Raw genomic sequence first — 23990 nt, forward strand, 5'->3', positions numbered from 1 at the left:
TTTATATAAACGCCGTAATAATTAAATAAAACATAAATAAATGTCGTTCATTTTATATCTTATCTAATTCTAGCTTGGGAATAATTTTATCTATATAATTTAATGATTATTTAAGGCTTATTTTAAACAAAAATAGCCTATTTTGTAATTTATTTAGAAAAAATATAATTTTTGCACTTATTAACTGAATAAAAATAATTTTCATTTAGTTGTGTTGATTTATCTTTTGAGAAGATGAAAAAAAGCATTGCATTTTGAATGGTGTTTTTGCATAGTAGAACCCGAGCTGTTCAAACAGCGATTGCAAACAAACATATTACTCATATTAAAAAAGGAAACATATTATGTCTAACTCAGTATCATCATTAGAAGACTTTCTAGCTTACGTTGCACAGCGTGACGGTCATCAACCTGAATTTTTACAAGCAGTGCGTGAGGTATTTACCTCTATTTGGTCTTTTATTGAAAAAAATCCAAAATACCGTTCACAAGCATTATTAGAACGTTTAGTTGAGCCTGAACGTGCATTCCAATTCCGCGTAGCATGGACAGATGACAAAGGTCAAACCCAAGTCAACCGTGCTTTCCGTGTTCAGTTCAATAGTGCGATTGGTCCATTTAAAGGCGGTATGCGTTTTCACCCATCAGTCAACTTATCTATCCTAAAATTCTTAGGTTTTGAACAAATCTTCAAAAATGCCTTAACAACTTTACCAATGGGCGGGGCGAAAGGCGGTTCCGACTTCGATCCAAAAGGTAAATCTGATGCGGAAGTGATGCGTTTCTGCCAAGCATTAATTGCAGAATTATATCGTCATATTGGTCCAGATACTGACGTGCCAGCAGGCGACATTGGTGTAGGTGGTCGTGAAGTGGGCTATCTTGCAGGGTATATGAAAAAATTATCTAACCAAGCTGCTTGCGTATTCACTGGTCGTGGGCTTTCCTTTGGTGGGAGTTTAATTCGCCCTGAAGCCACAGGTTACGGCTTAGTTTATTTTGCACAAGCCATGTTAGCGGAAAAAGGTCAATCTTTCCAAGGCAAAACCGTTTCAGTTTCAGGTTCAGGTAATGTTGCACAATATGCGATTGAAAAAGCGTTACAACTTGGTGCAAAAGTGGTTACCTGTTCAGATTCATCGGGCTATGTTTATGATAAAGACGGTTTCACCGCAGAAAAATTAGCTGCCTTAATCGAAATTAAAGAAGTGAAACGTGGTCGTGTGAAAGATTATGCGGAACAATTCGGTTTAGAATATCATGCAGGTCAACGTCCTTGGGGAGTAAAAGTCGATATTGCATTGCCTTGTGCAACCCAAAATGAAATTGAATTAGCGGATGCACAAAAACTCATTGCCAATGGCGTACAATTAGTGGCTGAGGGAGCTAATATGCCAACCACCATTGAAGCGACCGATGCGTTCTTAGCGGCGGATGTATTATTTGGACCAGGTAAAGCTGCCAATGCCGGTGGGGTAGCGACATCTGGTTTAGAAATGGCACAAGGTTCACAACGTTTATACTGGAGTCGTGAAGAAGTGGATGCCAAATTACACAGCATTATGTTAGATATTCATGCCAACTGTAAAAAATATGGTTCAGGTGAGGGCAAAAATATTAACTATGTGGTGGGTGCAAACGTGGCTGGTTTCGTTAAAGTCGCTGATGCCATGTTGGCACAAGGTGTCTATTAATTTTTTACTGCTTTGACTAAAATAGAGTAGGGCGAATCAATGGATTCGCCTTATTTTTTGCATTTTTCGATAAAATAAAAAACCCAGCCAAAGCTGGGTTTTTTTAAGCAATTTGCTAATTATTCAGCAACAACGATAACGTTTAATGCTGCGAATACTTCACCGTGAAGTTGGAAACGAACTTCGTGATCGCCAGTGGTACGTAATGGACCTGTGGATAAACGAACTTCTGATTTTTCAATTTTCACGCCGGCTGCTGTTACGGCTTCAGCCACATCACGTGTGGTGATAGAACCGAATAAACGACCGCCGTCACCTGCTTTAGAAACGATAGTCACGCTTTCTAATGCGGTGATTTGTGCTGCACGAGCTTGTGCTTCTGCTAATTCAGCAGCTGCTTTGGCTTCAAATTCAGCACGACGTGCTTCAAAGTGTTCAATGTTAGCGGCGGTTGCCATCACTGCTTTCCCTTGTGGGATTAAGAAGTTACGTGCAAAACCTGATTTAACATTGACTTGATCACCCACTTTACCTAAGTGAGCAATTTTATCTAAAAGAATGACTTGCATTACCCTGTTCTCCTTGATTACTGATGATTGTCAGTGTATGGAAGTAACGCTAAATAGCGTGCGCGTTTGATTGCACGAGCTAGTTGACGTTGATACTTCGCACGAGTACCGGTAATACGGCTTGGGACAATTTTGCCGCTCTCTGTGATATAGTTCTTTAATGTTGCGATATCTTTATAATCGATTTCTACGACATTTTCCGCTGTGAAACGGCAGAACTTACGACGACGGAAATAACGTGCCATTTGGCTACTCTCCTAATCTATAAATTCGATTTGCTCGGCATGCAAAACTAATTGGCTTAAGCCGTTGGCTTGTTTGTGTGAGCTAATAAATCCCACCACCAATAATTTGCTACCGACCGTAATGCTTTGAGTATGTTGCATTAATTGATTGCCACTGATTTGGATTGGCATTTTGCACCATGCTTGACGTGGTAGTCCAGCTTCTTTTTGTTCAGAACGGTGTTCTAAATAAAAGCGGCAATGTTCAATCCCATTTGGGCTTTTTGATCGTTTGGGTAAATCCGCAACGGTGCCGATTAACGATAAACGATTATCAATGTTCAACTTACTCCTCAGCATCCTCAAAATCGTTGGTTTCAACTTCAGCTAAAGCTGGACGACGATCGTCTTTGGCTTTAACCATTGGGGACGCTTCTGTTACGGCGTGCTTAGTACGAATAACTACGTTACGAAGAATAGCGTCGTTGTAACGGAATGTTGTTTCTAGCTCGTCGATGACGTGTTGAGGCGCTTCTACATTCATCAGCACATAATGTGCTTTGTGTAATTTGTTAATTGGGTAAGCCAATTGGCGACGACCCCAATCTTCTAGGCGATGTACTTGACCGCCAGCTTCTGTGACAGAACCTGTGTAGCGTTCAATCATACCTGGTACTTGTTCGCTTTGGTCCGGATGAACCATAAAAACGATTTCGTAGTGACGCATTACTGCTCCTTACGGGTTAATCAGCCTCCGACGGTAAGACCAGTCACCAATCTTGCGGAAGCAAGGAACGAAAATAGGATGTGACTGTAAGGCGAGGATTATACAGAATTGTGGTGCGAATTCAAGTGAATTTGTGGAAAAACACCGCACTTTTGATTTATTTTGCTGAAAAGTGCGGTGTAAATAGGGTTACATTTCTTGCTGTGTATGAAAAAGCACCTCATGACGCATGGCAAGGCTGCGTTTAGCTCGTTTTAAACGATGGATCCGTGCAGTGCGTCGGGTTTGTTCGGTAAAAAATTTTTTCACTTTTTTTAATTGGGGTTTACGTTTGAATGCCATGATTCCTCCTATTCTTGGGGTGGATTTTCATTATTTTGATTTTCTTGTACACGGTGATAGTTCACAATACTGTTCATATAACGGCGGATATTTTCCACATATTGAAAGGCCTCATAACCTCGTGCATAGCCGTATTTTAAGGTGCTGTAATAGCGTTTTTCTGCCAATAGTGGTAGATTTTTTTTCACATCAGACCAATTATCGGGATCTCCACCTAAATTTTTGGTTAAACGTCGAACGTCTAATAAATGCCCCAATCCCATATTGTAGCCGACTAACGCATACCAAATACGATCTTCTTGTGGAATGCTGTCAGGCACTTGTGAAATTAACCAATGTAAGTATTCTGAGCCGGCTTTAATGCTTTGTTCTGGATCTGTTCGATCTCTAATTTTCATTCGTTCAGCCGTGGCTTTGGTCAGCATCATGATACCTCGCACGCCAGTTGGCGAGGTGGCATCTTTATCCCAGTGAGATTCTTGATAAGCTATCGCTGCTAATAATCGCCAATCCAGATCGCCTTTATATTTTTCAAAAAGTGTGGTGTATTTGGGCAAAATATTTTCAATAGCATTAGTATAAGAACGCATATCGACATAATCAAATTTGGAAAAATGATTAAAATATTTTTCTTCAATACGAGCAATTAAACCGTTTTCAATGGCGTTGTGCATAAAATCCAACAATGCAGCTTGCAATTCATTATAGGAACTGTTGGGCAAATACCAATGTACCGTGGATTCATCCGCCACATCAAAGGCCACCGCAATTTGTGGTTTCACTTGTTGTATGGCTGACACATCAAGGGAGTTGGCAATGGTGTAAGCAATTTTGCCATCCGCTACTTGCAATAACAACGCCTCTTGATTTTGTTTGTGATCAATGGACCAACGCAAGGCGGGAAAGCTGTCTTTTTTGCTTTGCAACAAACTGTCTAATTCATTACCGCCAGCGATCACTACTTCCTGTTGCAGTTTATCTAACCCGCTTGGTCGAGGTTGACCTTGGCGATAAACTAATTGCCACGAGGCAGAATGATAGGCAGGGCCAATTTGGAAGTGTTCGTTTTTTTGTGGTTGATACAGCAAATTGGCTGCCGCAACATCAATTTCATGTTGATTTAAGGCCTCAAACAGCGCCTCGCTGTTCTCTAAGGTGCGAATTTCTAATTGCACACCGAGATAGTCCGCAAAGGCTTTGCTCAGTTCATACTCTAAACCCGTTTCACCATTGGCGTCAATAAAATAGGACACCGGATTATTGATGGTGCCTACCACAAGGGTTTTGCGCTGAATAATTTCTGCGTAATGATTGGATTCTGAGCGCATAATCTGTTGCCATGGGAACACCATATCAATGGCCCACAGCAACAATGCAAGGCTCGCAATAATACGTAGGAAGAGGCCTTTCATCTGAACCTTATAGCAACTTGACTGGCACTTTCACCACTAATTTTTTCAATTTCGCCACTTTGCCGTCCACATTGACACAAGGTTTATGCGGTTCATAAGGTAAAAAGACCACAAACATATTCGGGCGCATTAAAATGGTATTTTTGTCGGCAAATTCGCTGGCGGTAACTTGATAATCATCTTCTGCATTGTAGGGTTCGTATTGGGATAAATCGGGGCTAGCAATACCATATTCAATATTTTCAGTACCCTCGATTAACAGTTGCACATCAATATAGTCATGATGTAATTCTGCTTTTTTGCTTTCTGACGCACCCGTTTCAGGTGACATCACGTTCATATAAATGTCTGCGGTCAAATCGTGACGACCATTTTCCAAACTTGCTAAATCCAAGGTTTTTAAATGTTCGCAAACATCCACAATCACTTTTGGCAAACCACGGGCATAATCAGCATTGGTTAAACTACCAGTAAACATAACAATTCTCCTTAATGAGATAAAATAATCATTTTTTCACCGCACTTGAACAGTGCATGGTGAAATAATACTACAATCATTTGGCAATATGCTAAAAAATTCTGCAAATCCGCCAGAATATTTTTGAAAAACTAGACTTACATCAAAGTTTTGCATATAATCACCGCACTTCTCAACCGCCCCCATAGCTCAGTCGGTTAGAGCAGTCGACTCATAATCGATTGGTCACAGGTTCAAGTCCTGTTGGGGGCACCAGCATCTAAAAATTACTGACTAATTCCATATGACATATCTTCTAATTCTTTATTATTGGTTTCAGGGATAAGATATTTGACCATAAAAAATGATCCAATGCAGCAAATACCATAAAAGAAATAAGTTGGTGCTAAACCAAAGTATTGAAGCATTGGAGGAAATGTCCAAGTCACAATAACATTTCCTATCCAGTTTGCACAAGTCGCCACACCAAGCCCAGTTGTTCTAATCGCATTCGGGAAAATCTCCCCTAACACAACCCATAATGCAGGTCCCCAAGTGCAACAGAAAAAGATATAAAACAAATGTGCACTAACCAATGCAGCCCAAGATAGTACAGGAGATAAAACAAGCCCGCTTTCACCTTGTGTCGCATTGGTAAAAATAATCCCCGTAATCCATAAAGAAATACCCATACCAATAGAGCCAATTAAGAGTAATTTACGGCGACCTAATTTATCAATAAACAACATCCCTACAATCGTCATTAATACACCGATGATGGTTGTGCCAATAGGGACCGCAAAAGAAAGCGATTGTGAAAATCCAACAGCACTCCAAAGTGATGAAGCATAATAGAGAATAATATTAATCCCCGTAAATTGAGCAACAAAAGCAAAACAAATTCCCACCCAGACTACAGGGACAAAACCTGTTTTCTTGGATAGTACGTTACGAATTGAAATAATTTCATCTACATTACCTAAACTTTGTTTAATTTGTTGTAATTTATCATCAGGATTTAATTCTCCCGTATAATCAACTAAAACCTGTTTTGCTTGTGTCAATTTATTTTTACTCACCAAATAACGTGGTGATTCAGGTAATTTTAATGCCATTACACCGTAAAGCACTGCAGGAAAGACTTCAACGAGTAACATCCAACGCCAAGCGAGCAAGCCCCCCCACAAGGTCGCATTTGGAGAATGTTCTGCATTAGCTAAGAGATAATTAGAAATAAAAGAAATAAGTAAACCAATCGCAATAGCTAGTTGTTGTAAACTGCCTAATCTTCCTCGTAAATGTGCTGGAGAAACTTCTGCAATATAAGCAGGTGCAATAACGGCAGCGATACCAACACCTAATCCACCAATAAATCGCCATAAGGAGAAATCCCATAAACCTACCGCTAAGGCAGAGCCGACAGCTGAAATAGAAAAAAGTACGGACGCCACTAGCATGACCTTGACTCGTCCAAATCGTATTGCACCTAAGCCTGCATACCAAGCACCAACAGCAGAACCAAATAAAACGGATGCGACTGCAAAACCTAACTCTGTTGAAGAGAGAGCAAAACCAAATTCTGCACTACGAATTGATTCCACTGTGCCACTAATTACTGCGGTATCAAAGCCGAATAAAAATCCGCCTAATGCAGCTATCATAGAAATGTAGATCACTGGGTTGATATTTTTCATAAGTTACTCCTTGTGTTGAGAGGCAAGCCATTGAAAGACTGATAATTTTTTATTGCTAATGTGATCTTCATAAAGATCCAGAAAAACACAATGGGGATCTATCTCTCTATCTTGAATAATCACTTTCGCATAATCAGTTTTTTCAATATTGTCATTGTGTGATTGTAGATAATTTACAATCGCATTGGTATATTGAATAGGAACGGTATCATCTAGCTGACTATGAATAAACCATAAAGGAATATGTTTTAATGTATCTAACTGATGGAAGAGCGGCACTTTTGCTGGGCAACAGATAACGCCAGCACAAAACAAATCTGGCATACAAGATATTAAACGTAAAGCCTGATATCCTCCCATTGATGCACCAATAACATAAACTCTACTTGTATCTATATTATATTTCTGAATAATCTCTTTAACTAGATTTACCAAGGTGTCGGTATAATCCCGTACACCATAATATCTATTTTGTTTAAACTTAAATTCATCTAACCAATATGATGGGCATTGGGGAGCTAATATATAGGGATAATCAAATTGTTTTTGATGTATTGGTTGTAAGAAAGAAGTTACCATTTTATCTGCAATAATATGGCATCCATTCATTCCCCCTTCTCCACCTCCATGTAAACAAATGATTAGTGGATGCTTAACATTATTAGGTTCTGGTTGATATAAGTTATAGTGAAGATCATCAAAGGTAGAGGTAATGAATTTTTCGACTTCCAACACTCTAATAGGCTGCATCTTAATCTGTTGATTTGAAATAGTACAATGTACTTTATCTACAACGAGATCAAATGAAATATTAAATTGAATATGACATATTTGTTGCTTAAATTCTTGTTCTAGGAATTTGAGTAACTTGGTTTTCTGGCAGAAAATATCTTTCTTCACATATACCAGTAAATATTGTTTAATTTTATCAAAATGATAGGTGGTTATTTCTAACCCTTCCCATTTATTATCCGTATTTTCACTTAAAATAGCGACTTTTAATTGTTTAATCTCAATATTTTGACAGGGGTGGGATAATTTAAATTGAAATTGCGTGATCTGCCCACCTAAAATACCCACCTCAGCAATAGGCTGACAGTCACAAGATAAATGTGTGTTCATTATTATCCTCTATTAGTGAAATTTTTTTTATGATATTATCAGATGATATTAATCCATTTCTAACAGGATTTTCGCTATTTTTTAGCAAAATCGTATTTTGGTGATAAGATGAAAATAGAATTAAAACTCATGAAAGATGCGGCAGAAATCGTTCAGTCCTATCTTCCTTATACCAATATTGGCATACAAAAAAACAGACTTTCCTACTTTGATGGGATGAAAGCATTGTGTCATTGGCACGATGATGTTGAACTCGTCAAAATTATTGATGGTGAGATGAATTATTATGTTAATGGTAAGACTTACCATTTAAAGAAGAATGACGGCATTATTGTTAATTCTAAAGCGATGCACTATGGTTTTTCCCATCATAATAGGGATTGTCATTTTATTTGTGTCCTGATTAATCCTTACATTTTAGGCGAAAATTCACCAATATATCATCATTTCATTTTTCCAATTATCTCATCTTATCATTTAGATGTCTGTTGCCTATACGAACATAATATTCAACATCAAAATATCTTAAAAAATATAGAACAATTTGGTGCTATCTATTCTGAACAAATACATCATCATCAATCTATTGATTTTGATTGTATCGCTATTGCATGCTATTTCTGGAAAAATTGGTATAACCTCATTAAAGAAAAAATAGATAATAATCCACATGAAGATGTCAGGGAACTCTTGTTACAAAAGAAAATGACCCAGTTTATTTACCAAAACTATATGCACCCATTGAAACTAGATAATATTGCATCTTCTGCCAATATTTGTCGTAGTAAATGTTGTCAATTATTCAAGAAATATGTTCAGCAAAGCCCAATTTCTTTTTTAAATGAATATAGAATTGAGAAAGCAAAAGAAATGTTACTGAATACGTCAAGCAGGATTACGGATATTGCATATAGCTGCGGTTTTAATAATTTAAGTTATTTTTCAAAACAATTTTACAAAGTAACACAATATACACCCAAGAAATATCAACAAGAAAAGCTGACAGAGATAAAAGGGAGCGATAGTCATTAGACTTACTTATACTCGGCAACACACTTGTTATAAGCCGTTATTAGCGGGCACCAAACATTTCCTATCCTTTCAATCCTGTGTTAAAATTGCTCTCTTTTAAATAGCATATAGAAAATACAATATGAATTTAACCGATTTTTTACTCCATAAATTAGATGATCTGAAAGCCACGGACATTCAAGCCATTGATGTGAGAAAGAAATCATCTATTACCGATGATATGATTATTTGCACCGGAACATCTAGTCGCCATGTTGCCTCGCTTGCTCAAAAATTGATTGATGAAAGCAAACAAGCTGGCTTTGAAACCTTTGGCGAAGAGGGCAAAGCCACGGCTGATTGGGTGGTGGTGGATTTTGGCCAAGCCATGGTACATATTATGCAAGCCGATAGCCGTGAACTTTATCAGCTTGAAAAACTTTGGGCGTAAAAATTAACCGAAAATTGACCGCACTTTTATGAAAATACAGCTCATTGCCGTGGGAACCAAAATGCCTGACTGGGTAAAAACTGGGTTTGAAGAATATCAACGCCGTTTCCCGAAAGATATGCCCTTTGAATTGGTGGAAATTGCTGCCGGTAAACGGGGTAAGAATGCCGATATTAAACGCATTTTGGAACAAGAGGGCAAAGCCATGCTCAATGCTTGTGGGAAAGGTAAGATTGTGACCTTGGATATTCCGGGCAAACCTTGGACCACGGCAGAATTGGCGCAGCAGTTAGAGAGTTGGAAAAATGATGGGCGTGATCTGTGCTTGTTGATTGGTGGGCCAGAGGGACTGTCGCCAGAATGTAAAGCCGCAGCGGAACAAAGTTGGTCCTTATCGCCCTTAACCCTGCCTCATCCGTTGGTGCGAGTGGTGGTGGCCGAAAGCCTGTATCGGGCGTGGTCGCTGAGTACCAATCACCCTTATCACCGTGAATAAATGATTATGCGTTGGTTAACTCAATTATTTGCCACCTTATTTGCCAAACCTCGGCATGAACCGATCCGTGATAATCGTGCGGAGCGGAATTTATTTGTGCGCCGTGCCTTGGTGGCATTTATCGGTACTTTGGTGTTGGCGGTGGTGTTGCTGACCAATTTATACCATTTACAGGTGGTGGATTTCGATAAATATCAAACCCGCTCTAATGGCAATCGGATTAAATTATTACCTGTCGCCCCCACAAGGGGCTTGATTTATGATCGTAATGGCACCTTGTTAGCGGAAAATTTAACCTTTTTCGGTTTGTATATTGTGCCAGAAAAAGTGGAAGATTTAGACCGCACTTTTGAAGAATTACGCATGATTGTGGGGTTGACCGACGACGATATCGCCCAATTTAAAAAAGAACGTCGCCGTTCGACCCGTTACACGCCGATTTTATTAAAACCCAATTTAAACGAAGAACAAATTGCCCGTTTTGCCGTCAATCAATATAACTATCCGAGTGCTGACATTCGTCCGTATTTTAAACGCAATTATTTATACGGCGAAGCCATGACCCATATTCTAGGCTATGTGTCAAAAATTAATGATAAAGACGCCGAACGCCTGAAAAAAGAAGAAAAAGACGCCATGTATGCGGGGACCACGGACATTGGAAAATTGGGGATTGAACGTTATTACGAAGATGAATTGCATGGCAAACCGGGTTATGAACAGGTGGAAATTAATAGCCGTGGTAAGGTGATTCGCAAACTCAGCGAACAGCAACCGGTGGCGGGCAAAAGTATTCATCTCACCATTGATTTGCCGTTACAGCAATTTATTATGGAACGTTTAGGCAAACAAAAAGGCTCCGTGGTGGTGTTGGATCCGAAAGACAGCAGTATTTTAGCCATGGTATCCAGCCCGAGTTACGATAATAATTTATTTGTTGGCGGCATTTCAGGGGCGGATTATAAACGTTTATTAGAGGATGAAGATCGTCCGTTGTATAGTCGTGCGACACAGGGCGCTTATCCGCCCGCTTCCACCGTGAAACCCTTTGTGGCGGTGGCAGCATTAACGGAAAATGTGATCACCACCAGTACCACCGTGTCTGACCCCGGTTATTGGGTGTTGCCGAATACCACCAAGCGCTTTCGTGACTGGAAAAAATCGGGTCACGGCAACACCGATTTACAAAAAGCGATTACTGAATCTTCTGATACCTATTTCTATCAAGTGGCTTATAAATTAGGCATTGATCGCTTATCGGAATGGATGAAAAAGTTCGGTTTTGGCATGCCAACAGGCGTGGATATTAAAGAAGAAACCGCTGCCATTATGCCCGATCGGGAATGGAAACAAAAACGCTATAAAAAACCTTGGGTGATGGGCGATACCATTCCGGTGGGCATTGGGCAAGGCTATTGGACCGCCACGCCGTTACAATTAGCCAAAGCCTTGGCGGTGTTAATCAATAATGGGCGTGTGAATACCCCGCACTTAATGCAAGAAATTCATGGCTCTTTGGTGGAACCCTATAAAGATCCATTGTTGTATGAAGACATTAGCGAGCCCACGGAGGGCGCTTGGGCGGCCGCCAAACGCGGCATGTACGGCGTTATTCATAGTGCCTTTGGCACGGGGCGTAAAGCCTTTGCGGGCGCCACTTATGACGCCGCAGGAAAATCCGGTACCGCACAGGTGTTTAGCCTGAAAGAGGGGCAAAAATATGATGCCCATAATTTGAAAAAATTCTTGCACGACCACGCTTGGTTTATGGCCTATGCGCCTTATAACGAGCCAAAAGTGGTGGTGGCCATGATTCTTGAAAATGCCGGCGGGGGATCCAGTAATTCTGCACCGATTGTGCGCCAAATTATGGATTATTATTTGTTGCAACGATTACCAAAACGTAATATCGATCCAACTGACAACGTTGATAATGCGCTTGCCCCTGAAAGTGCGGTGCAAAAAAGTGAAGAAACAGAGATAACAGAATGAATGAAAAACCGGCGTTGATCCCCAATTTATGGGGCAAACTGCACCTCGATTTTTGGCTACTCATTGGCTTGATTGTGATTTCAGGTTATGGTTTGCTTGTGCTTTATAGTGCCTCGGGTGGCAGTGAAACCATGTTCCGTAGTCGGGTGATTCAAGTGATTTTAGGTTTTGCGGTGATGTTTGTTATGGCACAATTACCGCCAAGGTTTTACCAACAAATTGCGCCTATTTTGTATATTGCGGGGGTGATTTTATTGGTGTTAGTGGATTTAATCGGCACCACCAGTAAAGGCGCACAACGTTGGCTCGATTTGGGCATTGTCCGTTTTCAACCCTCGGAGATCGTGAAATTAGCGGTGCCGTTAATGGTAGCGGTGTATTTAGGCAATCGACAACAACCGATTAATTGGAAAGAAACCCTGATTGCCTTTATGATGATTATTTTCCCGACCTTATTGGTGGCCATTCAACCTGATTTAGGCACCTCGATTTTAGTCAGTGCGTCGGGCATTTTTGTGGTATTCTTAGCAGGCATGAGTTGGTGGATCATTCTGGCCGCCGTGTTAGGATTAGCCGCTTTTATTCCGATTATGTGGCTGTATTTAATGCACGATTATCAACGCACAAGGGTATTGACCTTGCTCGACCCTGAAAAAGATCCTTTAGGGGCGGGCTACCATATTTTGCAATCAAAAATTGCCATTGGTTCTGGCGGTATGTGGGGCAAAGGTTGGATGGAGGGTACTCAATCTCAGCTCGAATTTTTACCCGAACCTCATACCGACTTTATTTTTGCGGTATTAAGCGAAGAACATGGTTTAATTGGCGTGTTAATTTTATTGGCAATTTATTTTTTTATTATTAGCCGTGGATTAATCATTGGGGCGCAAGCGAAAAATGCCTTTGGACGGATTTTAACGGGCGCCACATTTTTAATTTTCTTTGTGTATATTTTTGTGAATATCGGCATGGTGAGTGGTATTTTGCCCGTGGTTGGTGTGCCATTACCGCTCGTGAGTTACGGTGGCACCTCCTTTGTGACATTAATGGCGGGGTTTGGTTTGGTCATGTCCATTCACACCCATAAAACAAAAAGTCTGTATGGGCAAGGGAACTAAATGACCATGTTAATACTCTATATAAATTGGGAATAATCCATTTGGGAACGTTATGATGAAATTAAAACTCTTATTAGCCATTTTCTTAGCGGCTTTTTTAACCGCCTGTACCTCCTCGGCGCAAGCAAGCAAAAGTCAACATACGGTGGCGGCAACATCTGCGCCTAAGGCACAACCAACGACAACGAATAAAGCGCCAGTTTACACGCATAATGGTAAGCAATATGCCGTGGTTGAAAAAGCCGCTGTACAAAGGGGAAAAGCCAGTTATTACCATAAAAAATTTAATGGCCGTCACACCGCAAGTGGTGAAATTTATAGTGGAGCAAAATTGACGGCCGCCCACCGCACTTTACCGTTTGGTACTCATGTGTTGGTGACCAATTTACGCAATAACCGTCAGGTGATCGTCAAAATCAATGATCGTGGGCCGTTTAGCAAAACAAAAATTATTGATTTATCGACCTCGGCGGCCTCAAAATTGGGGATCATCACTGCAGGTATTGCCGATGTGAAAGTCGAAAAACTCTATCTTGTTCATAATTAAGCATTTAAAGGATTATTGAAATGTTGCAACATTCACTTAGAAACACCAAAATTGCCTTAACGGCGGGGTTATTATCATTATCATTTGCCAGTGTCGCAGATGTCGATTTTGGTATGACACCTCCGCAAATTAACGCCCAAACCTATATTTTAATGGATTACAATTCGGGTGCGGTGTTAGCGAGCCTAAACCCTGATCAACGTCAATATCCCGCCTCCTTAACCAAAATGATGACCAGTTATGTGGTGGGGACGGCGATTCAACAGGGGAAAATTAGCCCAACGGACACGGTCACCATTGGGGAAAGTAGTTGGGGACAAAAATTCCCAGGTTCGTCTAAAATGTTCCTCAACCTTAATCAACAAGTCTCGGTGTCCGATTTAAACCGTGGTATTATCGTGGTTTCAGGCAATGACGCTTGTGTGGCCATGGCCGAACATGTGGCGGGTTCCACCGATAAATTTATTGAATTGATGAATCAATACGCTGATCAGTTTGGCTTGAAAAACACTCATTTCACCACGCCACACGGCTTAGACGACCCAAATCAATATTCTTCTGCTCGTGATATGGCCATTATTGGTTCGCATATTATTCGTGATCTTCCAGAAGAATATAAAATTTATGCCGAGAAAGATTTCACCTTTAACAAAATTAAACAGCCAAACCGCAATGGTTTATTATGGGATAAAACTCTGTACGTGGACGGCATGAAAACCGGTCATACGGATCAAGCTGGCTATAACCTCGTTGCCTCTGCCACCAATAACGGTGATATGCGGTTAATTTCGGTGGTGATGGGCGTCGCAACGCAGAAAGGCCGTGAAGTAGAAAGTAAAAAATTATTACAATGGGGCTTTAACAGCTTTGAAAGTATTAAAACCTTACAAGCGGGCAAAGCCATTGAAGAAAAAAACGTTTATTATGGTGATGAAAATAAAGTCGCTGTGGGCATGTTGCAAGATGGTTTTATAACCATTCCAAAAGGCCGACAAGCGGATTTAAAAGTGCGTGTAGAATATGATGGCAAAGGCCTAGAGGCGCCATTAGCGAAAGGCCAAAATGTCGGAAAAGTGATTTATCAATTAGACGGTAAAGATATTGCCGCCGTCAATGTGCAAGTCATGAAAGATGTCGGCGAGGCGGGTATCTTTGGCCGTGCATGGGACTGGCTAATCTTAACCATTAAGAGCTTATTCTAATTAACGTCACGCATTACTCGCAAAAAACTTTCAGAAAATATACCGCACTTTTTATTGAAGTGCGGTGCTTTTTTAACAAATTTAAGGAAAAATCATGGCAGAGATCAATGTCAAAGAAATTAATTTAGCAGATATTCCACAACAACAATTAAAAGATCTGTTAGACTTTCCTTGTGCCTTTACCTTTAAAGTGGTCGGTAAAAACCGCCCTGATTTAATGGATGATGTGGTGGTCACCACGCAAAAATACGCCAAAGGCGATTATAAACCCCGTGAGCATATCAGCTCAAAAGGCACCTATAATTCCATTTCTATTGATATTATTGCAGAAAATATTGCGCAAGTGGAAACCCTTTATACCGAATTAGCCAAAATTGAAGGCGTCAGAATGGTGCTTTAAAGCGGAGGCCTGAATGAATATTCCTTTGATTGTCCGCCAACTTGGCACGCAAGATTACCAAGAGGTTTGGCATAATATGCAAGCCTTTACTGACGAACGTACCGCAGACACGCCAGATGAAATTTGGTTGGTCCAACACCCCGCTGTATTTACCCAAGGACAAGCGGGCAAACCTGAACATCTATTGCAAGCAAGCAATATTCCTGTGGTGCAATCGGATCGAGGCGGACAAATTACCTACCACGGTTTAGGCCAACAGGTGATGTATGTGTTGATTGATATTAAACGCCATAAAGCACAAGGTCATGATATTAGCGTGCGTGATTTAGTGACGGCGCTTGAACAGTCGGTGGTAAAAACGCTGGCGGATTACCATGTCACGGCTTATCCAAAACCCGACGCCCCAGGGGTGTATGTAGATTGTCAGGGGATTGAGAAAAAAATCTGTTCCTTGGGTTTGCGTATTCGCAAAGGTTGCTCCTTTCATGGACTCGCCTTGAATATTCAAATGGATTTGCAACCTTTTCATTATATTAATCCTTGTGGTTATGCCGGACTCGAAATGTGCCAGCTCGCCGATTTTGTGGATCCCGTTGAAGCAGAATGCGAAAAAGTCGCCCCGAAATTAGTTGCACACTTTACCGCAATTTTAGGCTATAATACGCAACAAATTTTTAACAATTAAACATAATTTTAATTTGAAAAAGACAGCATAGGATATAAAATGGGTACTCCCTTTAAAATGGAACGTGGCGTTAAATACCGTGATGCGGCGAAAACGTCTATTATTCAGGTGAGAAACATCGATCCCGATCAGGAATTATTAAAAAAACCCTCGTGGATGAAAATCAAACTGCCTGCCAGTTCGGCTAAAATTGACAGCATTAAGAACGGCATGCGTCGTCATGGCTTGCATTCCGTATGTGAAGAGGCCTCTTGCCCAAATTTACACGAATGTTTTCATCATGGTACCGCCACCTTTATGATTATGGGCGCCATTTGTACCCGCCGTTGTCCGTTCTGTGACGTGGCACATGGTAAACCCTTGCCATTGGATCCCGAAGAACCACGCAAAGTGGCGGAAACGGTGCAGGATATGAAATTAAAATACGTGGTGATTACCTCTGTTGACCGAGATGATTTGGCCGATCGTGGCGCCGCTCATTTTGCTGCTACTGTGCGTGAAATCAAAGCCTTAAATCCTGGTTGCAAAGTGGAAATTTTGGTACCCGATTTTCGTGGACGCATCGAACAAGCCGTAGCGATTTTGAAACAAAATCCGCCCGATGTGTTTAACCACAATCTTGAAAATGTCCCTCGTTTATATCGTGAAGTTCGCCCAGGGGCAGATTATCAATGGTCGTTACGCTTGTTACAAATTTTCAAAGAAGAGTTTCCCGATATTCCAACCAAGTCGGGCTTAATGGTGGGCTTAGGTGAAACCAACGAAGAAATTTTGGCGGTAATGCAAGATTTACGTGATCACGGTGTGACGATGTTGACCGTTGGGCAATATTTGCAACCAAGCCGTCACCATCTAAAAGTGGAACGTTATGTGCCACCAGAAGAATTTGATATGTTCCGCCACGAAGCCGAAAAAATGGGCTTTGAACACGCCGCTTGCGGGCCTTTCGTGCGTTCGTCTTATCATGCGGATTTACAGGCCAGTGGTGGCGTGGTGAAATAATTAGGCTATATAGAAGTGAATGAAGTGCGGTGGAAAAATGAAGAGTTTTTCCACCGCATTTTTTTGTTGGTTAGCTTTTATGCTTTTTCAACGAATTATGCTGAATCGACACATTTTTTTCTTTATCTTGAAAATACTTGCCGATTTGTTCCGCAATATACACCGAACGGTGTTTTCCGCCAGTGCAGCCAATGGCAATGGTCAAATAACTGCGGTTATTTTTTTCCAACATTGGCAACCAAGTTTCAATGAAATGGCGGGTTTGGTAAATAAAATTATAGACTTCGGTATGCCGTTCCAAAAATTCAATCACGGGTTGATCGAGGCCGGTCATCGGGCGTAGCGCAGGATCCCAGTGGGGATTAGGTAAGAAACGCACATCAAATACATAATCGGCGTCAAGGGGAATGCCGTATTTAAAGCCAAAGGATTCCACCACGATTTTCAGTTCTTTATTATGATTGCCACGTAAGAAATTTCGTAATTTTTCGGCCAGTTCGTGAGTGGATAATTCGGTGGTATCCACAATAATATTGGCTTGTTGATATAGCGGTTCCAAATAATCCCGTTCTGCATTAATGGCCACTTCAAGGGAAATATCTTTAATGGATGAAAGCGGATGAGGGCGGCGGGAATCACTGTAACGGCGGATTAAGACATCTTGATCGGTGTCGAGAAAAATAATTTTCACCTGATGTTGGGTGGATAACAGGTTGATCATCTGCTCGAGGGATTCGGCTGAATCTGGTAAGTTGCGAATGTCCACGCTGACCGCAGCGAGCTGTTGATTTTTAGAGAGAATTTGGGCTAGCTGAGGGAGGAGTTCAATGGGTAAATTATCGACACAGTAGTAACCAATATCTTCTAAAGCTCGTAGGGCGACGGATTTTCCTGCCCCTGAGCGTCCGCTAACAATAATTAATTCCATAATTTATCTCAATAATGTGGTTATGTGGGTAAATCTGAATCTTCTGTTATTTTTTCATCAAACTGTTGGAAAACTTGCCAAATTTCCTCCGCACTTTGTGCCGCTCGGAGCTGTTTATGCAAGGCTTTGTCTTTTAATTTTTCGCTAAATTCCACCAACACTGGCGTATAATCGGGGCAAAATGCCTCGGGAATAAGAATGGCTAAAATCAGATCCACTTCTCGTTTATCCGCTGCGTCATAATCAATGGCGTGGCTTAATTGCAAAAATACGGCACAGACTTTATCACCGTTTGGAATACGTGAACGAGGCATGGCAATGCCATTACCAATCGCTGTGCAGCCTAATTTTTCCCGATTAAATAGGCTTTCAAAGCATTCTATTTCGCCAAAATCGTCTATGTTGACTTGTTCGGCTAAGAGGTTGGCGGCCATTTCTAGTGCGGTTTTTTTACTCGTACAAATAACGCCTTGACGAATGGTTTCGGGGGTTAAAAGTGCGGTGAATTTTGTCATATTTTTCTTCTTTATAATTTAAATTGTTCACCGAGATAAACACGTTTAACCTGCTCGTTATTCATCACTTCGCTTGGTGTACCGGTGGCGATCATGTGGCCAGCACTGACAATATAGGCTCGTTCACAGACATCTAAGGTTTCACGCACATTGTGATCGGTAATTAACACGCCTAAGCCTCGATTACGTAAGTCAGTGATAATTTTCTTAATATCGATCACCGAAATCGGGTCAACCCCCGCAAAGGGTTCATCTAATAAAATAAATTTCGGGTTAGCGGCTAAGGCACGGGCAATTTCCACACGGCGACGTTCGCCCCCTGAAAGCGATTGGCCCAAGTTATCACGAATATGGCCGATATTAAATTCTTCAATGAGTTCATCGGCTCTTGCACGGCGTTGTGCGGTATTTAAATCTTTACGAATTTCTAGCACCGCCATTAAATTGTCATAGACGCTTAAACGACGAAAAATAGAGGCCTCTTGGGGCAAATAGCCGATCCCTTTTTGCGCTCGATTGTGCATAGGTAACAGGCTAATATCTTCGCCATCAATGGTAATTTTTCCCTCATCATGACGAACCAAGCCCACCACCATATAAAATGACGTGGTTTTGCCCGCTCCGTTAGGACCGAGCAAGCCGACAATTTCATTAGATTTGACAGTAAAACTCACGTCCGACACAACTTTTCGACTTTTATAACTTTTTGCGAGGTTTTCCGCATTTAACACAGACATAATTGGTGACCTTATTTTTTCTTATTCTCGTTTAATTGGTTTGGAATTAACACGGTTTTCACTCGATTACCTTTTGCGCTGTTGGCTTTAAGTTGTTGTTTTTTCACATCATAGGTAATACGGTCACCATTGATTTTGCTGTCTAATTGTTTAAGCTCTGCGTTGCCAGTTAGGGTTAAAAATTCAGCGCCTAAATCATAATGCACTTTATTGGCTTTGCCGTCCACCGGTTTACCGTTGTCTAATTTTTGGTGAAAACTCACTGGGCTACCAAAGGCCTCCACGGTTTCTTTTTTGCTCGAATTTTCCGGTGGGCGAGTGATGGTGACTTTGCTGGCTTTGATTAAAATCGATCCTTGGGTAATTACCACGTTATCCGTGAATGTCACCACGCTACTTTCCATATCTAAAGACTGGTTGTCAGAGGTAATGCTAATCGGTTGATTGGTATCATCTTTTAAGGCAAACGCTGACACAGAGGTCATCATCATTGCCGTTAATAAAATAAGTTTATGGTGTATTTTTTGTTTCATCATTTGATTTACTAATCTCATAGTGTGTTTTGACTTGTTCTTTCAATGTCGCCACTTGTTGTTGCAAATTGCCGGTTAATTTTAGCCCCGTAGAGGTAAAATTTAAGCCGTTAATTTTCACTTGTTTATCGGAATGAATGTCTTGCGTGGTTAAATTGACCACCGCACTTTCCGTTTCAATGCGTTGTAATTTAGACAAGGGTAACAAACTTTCGCCCAGTACATTTCCCTCTAAATACAACATATTATCCTTGCTTAAGGTGGCTTTATTGGCCTGCAATTTCCAACTTTCTTTTTGTTGTGTTTTTTCGTTTTCTATGTCGAATAAATACACAATCGGCGTTTGGAAATCCGTATGACCGTCATTTTCGTAATATTCTACTTTATCGGAAATGGCCACATATTGTTTTGCCCCCGTGGGCGAATATACCACCGTGCTCATTTTGTCACCGGTGTATTCGGGGCTTTCTTCTTTCTTGATTAATTCAGTTAATCCGCTATCTGTCTGATTTAAGGAATAATACCACCCCAATAAACTCAGCATAATAATAGCGAGAATCGCTGTCCAACGAATATTCATGTCTGCTCTTAAAATTCATGTAAAGTTAAACCCGTCGATTATAACATAGTTTTGCTAAATACAATCGTTAGTTACTGGAATAATTGCGTTTACCAAAAATCGCCGTGCCAATTCGTACCATGGTTGAGCCACAAAGAATCGCACTTTCCACATCACTGGTCATCCCCATGGAAAGCGTGTCAATTTGTTGTGTTGGTAAGGCTTTTCGCAGTTGCTCGAATAACGCATGCATGGCACTTAATGCCATTTTTTGTTGCGCAATTTTATCAGTTGGTGCCGGGATGGCCATTAACCCACGTAAACGTAAGTGCGGTAAATTTTCGAGATGTTTTGCTAAAGCCAACATGTCTTTCGGTTGAATGCCAGATTTACTCTGTTCATCGCTGATATTAATTTGGATTAATACATTTAACGGTGCTTTTCCCTCAGACCGTTGTGCATTCAAACGATCCGCAATTTTGGCCCGATCAAGGGTTTGCATCCAATCAAAATGTTCTGCGACTAAACGTGTTTTATTGGATTGCAACGGCCCAATAAAATGCCATTCTAAGGCGACACCGACTGCGTTAAAATGTTGAATTTTATCCACGCCCTCTTGCACATAATTTTCACCGAATGCCCGTTGACCGGCGTCAATTGCTTGCTGAATATCTTCCACGGTTTTGGTTTTTGATACCGCTAATAATTGTACTGAATGCGGTGCGCGGTTGGCTTGTTGACAGGCTTGTTCAATTTGCTGATGAATCTGATCTAAATTATTTTTAATTTGCATATAGCGAGCCTTTAATTTTCCTTAATTTTGAACCGCTATTTTAGCTGATTTCTAAAAAATAAGCACCAAAGATAATTTTTTAGTATTATTTTTTATTTTCTATTTGACAATGTTATAAAATTTCGGTATTTCTAACGTCAGTTAAAAATTTCGGAAAAAAATAATGAAATTAAACCGCACTTTTACCATGATTATGACCACCACCATTATGACGATGAATGGGGCGGGTTAGTGCGTAATCAAATTCAACAAAACCCGCAACAACGATAAAGTGCGGGTTTTTTTATACAAGATTTTAAACATTCACAACATTAAGGAAACATTATGCGAGTACTCAAATTTGGTGGCACATCTTTAGCCAACCCAGAACGTTTTTTACAAGCCGCCGAGCTGATCGAAAAAGCCCATTTAGAAGAACAGGCTGCAGGGGTTTTATCGGCACCTGCCAAAATCACCAACCACCTTGTCGCCATTTCAGAAAAAGCCAGTCTAAATCAACCTACCGAAGATCATTTTAGTGAAGCCCTTGATATTTTCTATCATATTATTAATGGATTACATGCAAAAAATAATAAATTTGATCTGGCAGGGACGAAAGCCTTAATTGATGCGGAATTTGCTCAAATTAAACAATTAGATAGCCAAATTCGTCAAGCGGGTAAAGTGGAAGATAGCGTCAAAGCGACCATTGATTGCCGTGGGGAAAAATTGTCTATTGCTATGATGAAAGCCTGGTTTGAGGCTTGCGGTTATGAGGTGACCTTAGTTGATCCGGTGCAAAAATTATTAGCCCATGGTTCTTATTTAGAAAGCAGTGTGGATATTGCGGAATCCACCAAACGAGTGGACGCCAGTTCTATTCCAGCGAAAAATGTGGTGCTTATGGCAGGTTTTACTGCCGGTAATGAAAAAGGCGAATTGGTGTTATTAGGCCGTAATGGTTCTGACTATTCCGCCGCCTGTTTAGCCGCTTGTTTACATGCCTCAGTATGTGAAATTTGGACCGACGTGGACGGCGTGTTTACTTGTGATCCTCGTTTAGTGCCAGACGCTCGTCTATTGCCAAGCCTGTCTTATCGTGAGGCCATGGAATTGTCTTATTTCGGGGCCAAAGTGATTCACCCACGGACGATTGGGCCATTAGTCGAACCACAAATTCCGTGCTTAATTAAAAATACCGGCAATCCAGACGCTCCGGGTTCAGTGATTGATGGCAATGAACGTGTTTCAGACGGCCTACAAGTGAAAGGCATTACCAATTTAGATAACGTTGCTATGTTTAATGTATCGGGTGCCGGTATGCAAGGTATGGTGGGCATGGCCGCTCGAGTATTTTCGACCATGTCAAAAGCCGGCGTATCCGTGATTTTAATTACGCAATCTTCTTCCGAATACAGTATCAGTTTCTGCGTGCCAACGAAAGCCATGGAGAAAGCTAAAGCCGCATTAAATGCCGAATTTGCCCAAGAGTTAGCCTCTAAAGCCTTAGACCCCGTGGAAGTCATCCATGATTTATCGATTATTTCCGTGGTCGGTGACGGCATGAAACAAGCCAAAGGCATTGCAGCGAATTTCTTCTCTGCCTTAGCCAGTGCGAATATCAGCATTGTGGCCATTGCACAAGGTTCTTCCGAGCGTTCTATTTCTGCCGTGGTGCCGTTAAATAAAGCCATTGAGGCAGTGCGTGCGACGCACCAAGCCTTGTTTAATAATAAAAAAGTGGTGGACATGTTTCTTGTCGGCGTCGGCGGTGTCGGCGGCGAATTAATCGAACAAATCAAACGTCAAAGAGAATATTTGGCAAAAAAGGACATTGAAATCCGAGTTTGTGCCTTAGCCAATTCCAACAAAATGCTATTGAATGAAAACGGCTTGAATTTGGATAATTGGAAAGACGATTTAGCCAATGCCACTCAACCGTCAGATTTTGATGTGTTATTGTCTTTTATTAAATTACATCACGTGGTGAACCCAGTATTTGTGGATTGCACGTCTTCCGATTCGGTACCAGCTTTATATGCTCGAGCATTAAGCGAGGGTTTCCATGTGGTCACGCCGAATAAAAAGGCCAACACTCGAGAACTTGAATACTATAATTTACTGCGTGAAAATTCACGTGGTACACAGCGTAAATTCTTGTATGACACCAATGTGGGTGCCGGTTTGCCAGTGATCGAAAACTTACAAAATCTGCTTGCCGCAGGTGATGATGTGGTAAAATTTAACGGAATTTTATCTGGTTCATTGTCCTTTATTTTTGGTGAATTAGAAACGGGCAAAACCTTATCAGAAATCACCGCACTTGCTCGTGAAAAAGGCTTTACTGAACCTGATCCAAGAGATGATTTATCGGGAACGGATGTTGCTCGTAAGCTATTAATTTTAGCCCGTGAAATTGGTTTAAACCTTGAATTAGCCGATATTGAAGTAGATAGTGTGCTACCAAAAGGCTTTAGCGAAGGCAAAAATGTCGATGAATTTATGGACATGTTACCGCAATTAGATGCGGAATTTGCAGAGCGAGTCGCAAAAGCCAAAGCCGAGGGTAAAGTATTGCGTTATGTGGGGCAGATTGAAAACGGCAAATGTAAGGTGTCTATTGTTGCTGTGGACGGCGATGATCCTTTATATAAAGTGAAAAACGGTGAAAATGCGTTGGCATTCTACACTCGTTATTACCAGCCAATTCCATTGTTATTACGTGGTTACGGAGCAGGTAATGCGGTGACTGCCGCAGGGATCTTTGCGGATATTTTAAGAACCTTAAAATCCTAAGGACA

Annotated in this window: 27 protein-coding genes and 1 tRNA gene; 13 read left to right on the top strand and 15 right to left on the bottom strand. The window is 41.0% G+C overall.

The features are described 5' to 3' along the window. The first annotated feature begins 344 nt into the window (after positions 1 to 344). A complete protein-coding gene (gene gdhA, locus ACTG7L_RS02755; protein ID WP_386692479.1) occupies positions 345 to 1694 on the top strand; it encodes an NADP-specific glutamate dehydrogenase in 1350 nt (449 codons plus the stop codon). A 119-nt stretch (positions 1695 to 1813) separates the two neighbouring features. On the opposite strand, the gene rplI is transcribed toward gdhA, so the two are convergent. From rplI to nanQ, 7 genes are all read right to left on the bottom strand, one after another. Further along, entirely contained in the window at positions 1814 to 2263 is a 450-nt protein-coding gene (gene rplI / locus ACTG7L_RS02760) for a 50S ribosomal protein L9 (protein ID WP_439257148.1), read from the bottom strand. A gap of 17 nt (positions 2264 to 2280) precedes the next feature. Continuing rightward, positions 2281 to 2508: a 30S ribosomal protein S18 gene (rpsR, locus tag ACTG7L_RS02765; protein WP_005759927.1), complete on the bottom strand. Its 228-nt coding sequence runs from the start codon at positions 2506 to 2508 to the stop codon at positions 2281 to 2283. A gap of 12 nt (positions 2509 to 2520) precedes the next feature. Beyond that, positions 2521 to 2847 carry a primosomal replication protein N gene (gene priB / locus ACTG7L_RS02770; protein ID WP_439257149.1) on the bottom strand — a complete coding sequence of 109 codons (327 nt, stop codon included), beginning with the start codon at positions 2845 to 2847 and terminating at the stop codon, positions 2521 to 2523. Then, entirely contained in the window at positions 2834 to 3214 is a 381-nt protein-coding gene (rpsF, locus tag ACTG7L_RS02775; RefSeq protein ID WP_439239846.1) for a 30S ribosomal protein S6, read from the bottom strand. The genes priB and rpsF overlap by 14 nt, the downstream gene beginning before the upstream one ends. Positions 3215 to 3403: 189 nt before the next feature. Further along, positions 3404 to 3556, bottom strand: a complete 153-nt coding sequence (locus ACTG7L_RS02780; protein ID WP_439287395.1) for a hypothetical protein — start codon at positions 3554 to 3556, stop codon at positions 3404 to 3406. Positions 3557 to 3564: 8 nt separating this feature from the next. Continuing rightward, entirely contained in the window at positions 3565 to 4968 is a 1404-nt protein-coding gene (gene mltF, locus ACTG7L_RS02785) for a membrane-bound lytic murein transglycosylase MltF (RefSeq protein WP_439287396.1), read from the bottom strand. A gap of 7 nt (positions 4969 to 4975) precedes the next feature. Further along, the gene (nanQ, locus tag ACTG7L_RS02790; protein ID WP_439287397.1) at positions 4976 to 5446 is read right to left on the bottom strand and encodes an N-acetylneuraminate anomerase; all 471 of its coding nucleotides are present in this window, start codon (positions 5444 to 5446) and stop codon (positions 4976 to 4978) included. 178 nt (positions 5447 to 5624) lie between these two features. Here nanQ and ACTG7L_RS02795 point away from each other — a divergent pair. Next, positions 5625 to 5701 (top strand) — tRNA-Ile (locus ACTG7L_RS02795). A gap of 11 nt (positions 5702 to 5712) precedes the next feature. On the opposite strand, the gene ACTG7L_RS02800 is transcribed toward ACTG7L_RS02795, so the two are convergent. Together ACTG7L_RS02800 and ACTG7L_RS02805 are read right to left on the bottom strand one after the other, a co-directional pair. Beyond that, a complete protein-coding gene (locus ACTG7L_RS02800; protein ID WP_439287398.1) occupies positions 5713 to 7119 on the bottom strand; it encodes a sugar porter family MFS transporter in 1407 nt (468 codons plus the stop codon). A gap of 3 nt (positions 7120 to 7122) precedes the next feature. Then, positions 7123 to 8241 carry an alpha/beta fold hydrolase gene (locus tag ACTG7L_RS02805; RefSeq protein ID WP_439287399.1) on the bottom strand — a complete coding sequence of 373 codons (1119 nt, stop codon included), beginning with the start codon at positions 8239 to 8241 and terminating at the stop codon, positions 7123 to 7125. A 108-nt stretch (positions 8242 to 8349) separates the two neighbouring features. Here ACTG7L_RS02805 and ACTG7L_RS02810 point away from each other — a divergent pair, with 108 nt between their 5' ends. From ACTG7L_RS02810 to lipA, 10 genes are all read left to right on the top strand, one after another. Continuing rightward, positions 8350 to 9273, top strand: a complete 924-nt coding sequence (locus ACTG7L_RS02810) for a helix-turn-helix domain-containing protein (RefSeq protein ID WP_439287400.1) — start codon at positions 8350 to 8352, stop codon at positions 9271 to 9273. 121 nt (positions 9274 to 9394) lie between these two features. Continuing rightward, positions 9395 to 9703 (top strand): ribosome silencing factor, encoded by a 309-nt coding sequence (gene rsfS, locus ACTG7L_RS02815; protein WP_439239838.1) that lies wholly within the window; start codon positions 9395 to 9397, stop codon positions 9701 to 9703. A 28-nt stretch (positions 9704 to 9731) separates the two neighbouring features. Then, complete coding sequence (rlmH, locus tag ACTG7L_RS02820; RefSeq protein ID WP_439257155.1) at positions 9732 to 10199, top strand: 23S rRNA (pseudouridine(1915)-N(3))-methyltransferase RlmH; 468 nt, start codon at positions 9732 to 9734, stop codon at positions 10197 to 10199. Positions 10200 to 10205: 6 nt separating this feature from the next. Continuing rightward, a complete protein-coding gene (gene mrdA / locus ACTG7L_RS02825; protein WP_439287401.1) occupies positions 10206 to 12191 on the top strand; it encodes a penicillin-binding protein 2 in 1986 nt (661 codons plus the stop codon). Beyond that, positions 12188 to 13309, top strand: a complete 1122-nt coding sequence (gene rodA / locus ACTG7L_RS02830; protein ID WP_439287402.1) for a rod shape-determining protein RodA — start codon at positions 12188 to 12190, stop codon at positions 13307 to 13309. Before mrdA ends, rodA begins: the two co-directional genes overlap by 4 nt. A gap of 55 nt (positions 13310 to 13364) precedes the next feature. Continuing rightward, positions 13365 to 13856, top strand: coding sequence for a septal ring lytic transglycosylase RlpA family protein (locus ACTG7L_RS02835; protein WP_439287403.1), 492 nt, complete (start codon positions 13365 to 13367; stop codon positions 13854 to 13856). A 20-nt stretch (positions 13857 to 13876) separates the two neighbouring features. Continuing rightward, on the top strand, positions 13877 to 15058 hold the full coding sequence (locus ACTG7L_RS02840; protein WP_439287404.1) for a serine hydrolase: 1182 nt from the start codon (positions 13877 to 13879) through the stop codon (positions 15056 to 15058). Between the two features lie 94 nt (positions 15059 to 15152). Beyond that, entirely contained in the window at positions 15153 to 15458 is a 306-nt protein-coding gene (gene ybeD, locus ACTG7L_RS02845) for a DUF493 family protein YbeD (RefSeq protein WP_439257160.1), read from the top strand. A gap of 13 nt (positions 15459 to 15471) precedes the next feature. Beyond that, on the top strand, positions 15472 to 16143 hold the full coding sequence (gene lipB, locus ACTG7L_RS02850; protein WP_439287405.1) for a lipoyl(octanoyl) transferase LipB: 672 nt from the start codon (positions 15472 to 15474) through the stop codon (positions 16141 to 16143). Between the two features lie 39 nt (positions 16144 to 16182). Continuing rightward, positions 16183 to 17145 carry a lipoyl synthase gene (lipA, locus tag ACTG7L_RS02855; RefSeq protein WP_439239829.1) on the top strand — a complete coding sequence of 321 codons (963 nt, stop codon included), beginning with the start codon at positions 16183 to 16185 and terminating at the stop codon, positions 17143 to 17145. Between the two features lie 70 nt (positions 17146 to 17215). Here the strand turns inward: lipA and rapZ are convergent, their stop codons facing one another. The 6 genes from rapZ to ACTG7L_RS02885 form a co-directional block, all read right to left on the bottom strand. Beyond that, positions 17216 to 18073 (bottom strand): RNase adapter RapZ, encoded by an 858-nt coding sequence (rapZ, locus tag ACTG7L_RS02860; protein WP_439287406.1) that lies wholly within the window; start codon positions 18071 to 18073, stop codon positions 17216 to 17218. Between the two features lie 20 nt (positions 18074 to 18093). Then, positions 18094 to 18588, bottom strand: a complete 495-nt coding sequence (locus ACTG7L_RS02865) for a PTS sugar transporter subunit IIA (protein WP_439287407.1) — start codon at positions 18586 to 18588, stop codon at positions 18094 to 18096. 11 nt (positions 18589 to 18599) lie between these two features. Continuing rightward, on the bottom strand, positions 18600 to 19325 hold the full coding sequence (gene lptB, locus ACTG7L_RS02870; protein WP_439239799.1) for an LPS export ABC transporter ATP-binding protein: 726 nt from the start codon (positions 19323 to 19325) through the stop codon (positions 18600 to 18602). Between the two features lie 11 nt (positions 19326 to 19336). Next, a complete protein-coding gene (lptA, locus tag ACTG7L_RS02875; protein ID WP_439287460.1) occupies positions 19337 to 19858 on the bottom strand; it encodes a lipopolysaccharide transport periplasmic protein LptA in 522 nt (173 codons plus the stop codon). After that, positions 19836 to 20438, bottom strand: coding sequence for an LPS export ABC transporter periplasmic protein LptC (gene lptC, locus ACTG7L_RS02880; protein WP_439239800.1), 603 nt, complete (start codon positions 20436 to 20438; stop codon positions 19836 to 19838). Before lptC ends, lptA begins: the two co-directional genes overlap by 23 nt. A gap of 67 nt (positions 20439 to 20505) precedes the next feature. Next, positions 20506 to 21210 (bottom strand): YggS family pyridoxal phosphate-dependent enzyme, encoded by a 705-nt coding sequence (locus ACTG7L_RS02885; protein WP_439287408.1) that lies wholly within the window; start codon positions 21208 to 21210, stop codon positions 20506 to 20508. A 324-nt stretch (positions 21211 to 21534) separates the two neighbouring features. On the opposite strand from ACTG7L_RS02885, the gene thrA reads away from it, so the two are divergent. After that, on the top strand, positions 21535 to 23985 hold the full coding sequence (gene thrA, locus ACTG7L_RS02890) for a bifunctional aspartate kinase/homoserine dehydrogenase I (protein ID WP_439287409.1): 2451 nt from the start codon (positions 21535 to 21537) through the stop codon (positions 23983 to 23985). Positions 23986 to 23990 lie beyond the last annotated feature (5 nt).

It is taken from the genome of Lonepinella sp. BR2357, assembly GCF_051851525.1.
Classification (GTDB): domain Bacteria; phylum Pseudomonadota; class Gammaproteobacteria; order Enterobacterales; family Pasteurellaceae; genus Lonepinella.